General features: G+C 67.0%; 4 protein-coding genes. 1 reads left to right on the top strand and 3 read right to left on the bottom strand.

What is annotated here, in order from left to right; genetic code table 11:
* Positions 1-298: 298 nt before the first annotated feature.
* Positions 299-1,366 carry a hypothetical protein gene (locus ACFYW5_RS37680; protein ID WP_389421654.1) on the bottom strand — a complete coding sequence of 356 codons (1,068 nt, stop codon included), beginning with the start codon at positions 1,364-1,366 and terminating at the stop codon, positions 299-301.
* A complete protein-coding gene (locus ACFYW5_RS37675; RefSeq protein ID WP_389421653.1) occupies positions 1,363-2,397 on the bottom strand; it encodes a pentapeptide repeat-containing protein in 1,035 nt (344 codons plus the stop codon). Before ACFYW5_RS37675 ends, ACFYW5_RS37680 begins: the two co-directional genes overlap by 4 nt.
* 212 nt (positions 2,398-2,609) lie before the next feature.
* Here ACFYW5_RS37675 and ACFYW5_RS37670 point away from each other — a divergent pair, with 212 nt between their 5' ends.
* Positions 2,610-2,972, top strand: a complete 363-nt coding sequence (locus ACFYW5_RS37670; RefSeq protein WP_389421652.1) for a M14 family zinc carboxypeptidase — start codon at positions 2,610-2,612, stop codon at positions 2,970-2,972.
* Positions 2,973-3,241: 269 nt separating this feature from the next.
* Here the strand turns inward: ACFYW5_RS37670 and ACFYW5_RS37665 are convergent, their stop codons facing one another.
* Complete coding sequence (locus tag ACFYW5_RS37665) at positions 3,242-3,553, bottom strand: WD40 repeat domain-containing protein (protein WP_389421651.1); 312 nt, start codon at positions 3,551-3,553, stop codon at positions 3,242-3,244.
* Positions 3,554-3,809: the final 256 nt, after the last annotated feature.

Here is a 3,809-nt window from a genome sequence, read left to right as displayed (position 1 = left end):
TCGGCCATCTCACCAGGTGTCACACCATCACAACGACACCAACAGCCCAACAGACACGCCACTCACAAACGAAGCTGACCAAGCCCTACTAGGGCTTGTGGTACGAGGGGTAGCCGGCGCGTCCGGCTGCCCCCGCGGCTCCGGGGCTGTCGGGCCGCACAGAAGATTTCAGTGGGCGGGGCTGTGACCTGGGCGCTGAAATCTTCCGTGCGGCGGCTCGTGCGGTTCGGGCGCACCGGTTGCTTCAGTGTCCGGTGGCTGCGGTGTTCTGCCGGCCCCTGGCAGTGGGAGCGCTAAATCAGCGTTTGACGCGGTTACGGATGGCCAGGACCGCCAGGCCCAGAAGGACGGGCTCGGTCACGCGGGAGGCCATCTCGATGTAGCTGCCAGCGGTGGTCAGGTCCTGACCGGAGGAGCGGAACACCACTGAGTTGAGCGTGACGTTCAGGGCCTTCTCGAAGCGCTCGCCGGTGAGCCTTTCCCTCGTAGGGTTCTTTGGATTAGCTTTGTCGATCTCGAAAGTGACCTTGCCGCCGCCGAGCGGCACGGTGCCGGTCGCTTCCTGCTTCGGGGAGTCCCGGGGGAGCCCGAAGCCCATCAGCAGCACGATGGTGACGAGCATGGCGGCAGCGAGCCAGCCCAGAGCTCGGGAGGCGCGCAGGCCATAGCCGGACAGCATCCAATAGCCGTGCAGCAGTCCGCGTTCGGCGCGGGTGGTTCCGGTGCGGTCGTGGCGGCGCATCTCCATCTCGCCGTAGTAGAAATCCGCCGCCCCCGGCTCGTTCTTGCCGTCCTCGAACGCCTTGCGCAGTGCCCGGTAATGCGGCGCGAGCTGCGCCGGCCCGACGCGTCCGGCGCCTAGAACCGCCACGTTCCAGCCTGGGACTGCGGTCGGCTGGCTCGCGCGCCAGTGGTGTTCTTCGGCGAGGGTGCGGCGCTGCGTAAGCCGTATTGGGCGCCAGCGCTGCCTGTGCGTGCCGGGCGGGACCTTGTCGAAGGAGCAGGTACCCTCCAGCCGCAGCTGGTCCAGATGCACGGTCCCAGTGAACAGGCACCCCGACAGGTCGACGTCGGCGAGGACCAGATGGGCCGCGTCCACCCCACGCAGCGAGGCCAACCGCACCGTGGCGTCAGGCGCGCCGGCAAGAGCCTGTTCCTCTACCGGCCGTCCATCGGTGAGCACGAAGGGGTCGGCCTCCGCGGCGATTGTGAGGGGGTACTCGAAGACCGCGTGGGCGAAGTCCACCGTGGCGTAGCGCAGACGCAACTCGGCCCTTGATGACCAGCGTGTCCGCCGACACTCCAGCCCGCGCGCGGCAAACGAGAGGATCACCGGGCCGCTGAACACCGCCCCGGACAAGTTCACCCGATCGGCGCACACCAACGGCCCGAGAGTTGCCGACTGATCAAGAAAACCGCCTCTTCGAACCCGGCGTCGCCCTGGAAGGTCGCCGACTCGAACCGGGAGTTGCGCTGGAAGGTTGCCGATTCGAACCAGGCGCCGTGCTGGAAGTTCGCCGACCTGAACCTGGCTTCACCGTGGAAGTTCACCGACCTGAACCTGGCGTCATCGTGGAAGTTTGCCGACCTGAACCTGGCGTCATCGTGGAAGTTTGCCGACTCGAACGCGGCAAGGCCCCGGAAGGTAGCGGATCCGAACCGCGCAACGCCCCGGAAGTTCGCCGACTCGAACGCGGCAACGCCCCGGAAGGTAGCGGACCCGAACCCCGCAATACCCCGGAAGTTCGCCGACTCGAACCAGGCGCCGTGCTGGAAGTTCGCCGACCTGAACCTGGCTTCACCGTGGAAGTTCGCCGACTCGAACGCGGCAACGCCCCGGAAGGTAACGGACCTGAACTCGGCGTTGCGCTGGAAGTTCGCCGACTCGAACCCGGCGTCGCTCTGGAAGTTCGCCGACTCGAACCAGGCGTTGCTCTTGACGTTCGCCCGCCTGAACCTGGCGTCATCGTGGAAGTTCGCCGACTCGAACCGAGCGATGTCGTGGAAGGTCGCCGACCCGAAACCCGCACCGCGCTCGAAGGTCGCCGACTCGAACTGGGCGTGGCCCTGGAAGGTCGCCGACTCGAACTGGGCAAACCCGAGGCGGGGGTGTCCGGTGGCGGGGTCGCGGAGGGCTTCGAGGAGGGCATTGAGAAGGGGTTCGGTAAAGGTGGTGCCCCTGTGGTCGATGTCGGTGCCGGGGGTCAGGCCAGACAGGTAGGCGGCCCGGTCGGCGTCGGCCAGGTGGGCGAGGCATGCGGTGTGGCCGGGGACGTGGATGCCGCGGCAGCCGACCGGGTCCTCCGGGATGGTGCCATGGCCACAGTGCGGCCAACCAGGCGGAGTTGGGGACGGTTCGGGGCTCGGGTATGGCATACCCGAAAGACGATCGAGCACGGCCCGATAGTTGCCGACCTCACCTCCGAGATCGCAGCACTGAAAACTTCACTGCGGCACTGAAGGGCGTACTGAAATGAATCGTGCGCTACTGAAATCTTCCGTGCGGTCCGACAGGGGCGTCCGGTGCCGCCCCTGCGGCATGGCTCCCGGATAAGCTCCCCATATCCGGGCTCCATCGGAGCACGTAAATCCGGTGAACGGGGCGGATCATGTCAGACAGTCAGAAGACAGCTGAACCGGTCGTCATCCCGGCGGCACCGGCCCGGCCGGAGGCCTATGACCCCGCGACCCGGGCCGCGCTGGAGCACATCTACCGCCAGGCCGTGCGCGCCGTCGCCGACGGCCGCTCGGAGTCCACCCGCGGGCTGTACGCCACCTCCGGGACAAGCGACGATTACGCCTACAGTCGGCACCTCACCAACCCCGCCGCCACGAAGGTGTTCAGCTACACGATCGAGTGCGGTGACAGCTTCCAACCAGGGTTCAACGAGGCCGAGCAGGTGATCCGCGAGGTCTCGGCAGCATTGCTGGCACTCGCGCTCAACGCTCCCACCATCACCACCAGCGCGTAGCGGACGATAGGTGCTCACGACATGTCGGCTAGCCAGCGCCTACGCCGGCTGACCGCACACTACGGCACGCTGCCGCCACTGGGACGTCGTGAGCGATTCTAGCGTCGCTCATGCTGACGGTATCTCCGCCGCCTCCTCGGTGCCCGACACGACTGTGCGACGTCGGGCTCCATATCGCAGGTAGGGCCACCGACCAGGAGTCCTCACCATAGGCACAGGACAACCGTAGTTATCCTGGGCGTTGGACGGGCAACAGCCGCACGGTGCCGTCAGGGCTGGTGGTGGCGAGGAGGGTGCCGTCGGGTGAGAACCTCCCGCGTACACCGGCCGGTGTGCTCGGTGAGGGGTTCGCCGATGAGGGTGTGGGTGGCCGGGTCCCACAGCCACACCTTGCCGTCATCGCTGGTGGTGGCGAGGAGGGTGCCGTCAGGGGAAAACGCAACCTCGTTCATCAAGCCGGTGTGTCCGGTGAGGGGGAGAGGAGCACTCCCCAGGGGTGAAACGGGCGGGTGCGACTGCTGTGCGGTGCCGCGGGAGGTTGGGGGCTGCAAAGCCCGAACAACGCCGTTCGGGCCGGGCATCTGAGCCGGAGTGGGCCCCGTTGCTGGGCCGCCTGTGGGTGTGGGGGCGTCCAGTTGAGGTGCGGAAGGCTGGGCAGTGGCGCTTCGGCGGCCAGGCCGCAGTTCGGCGGTTGCCCGCCACCGGCTGCGCCATTCTTCGAGCACAGGGTCCGTACGGTCAGGCGGGGGGGTGCCCCTATGTCTTTGGTCAAGGTGGATGGGTGCTGATTCGGGCGTCTGGAACGATGTGCCTGTGCATGCTGATGATCAGGTTGGC

It is taken from the genome of Streptomyces sp. NPDC002779 (assembly GCF_042888685.1).
In the GTDB taxonomy this organism is placed as follows: Bacteria; Actinomycetota; Actinomycetes; order Streptomycetales; family Streptomycetaceae; genus Streptomyces.
Note: the sequence above shows the minus strand (reverse complement) of the source record. Positions and strands in the feature narration are given on the sequence as shown.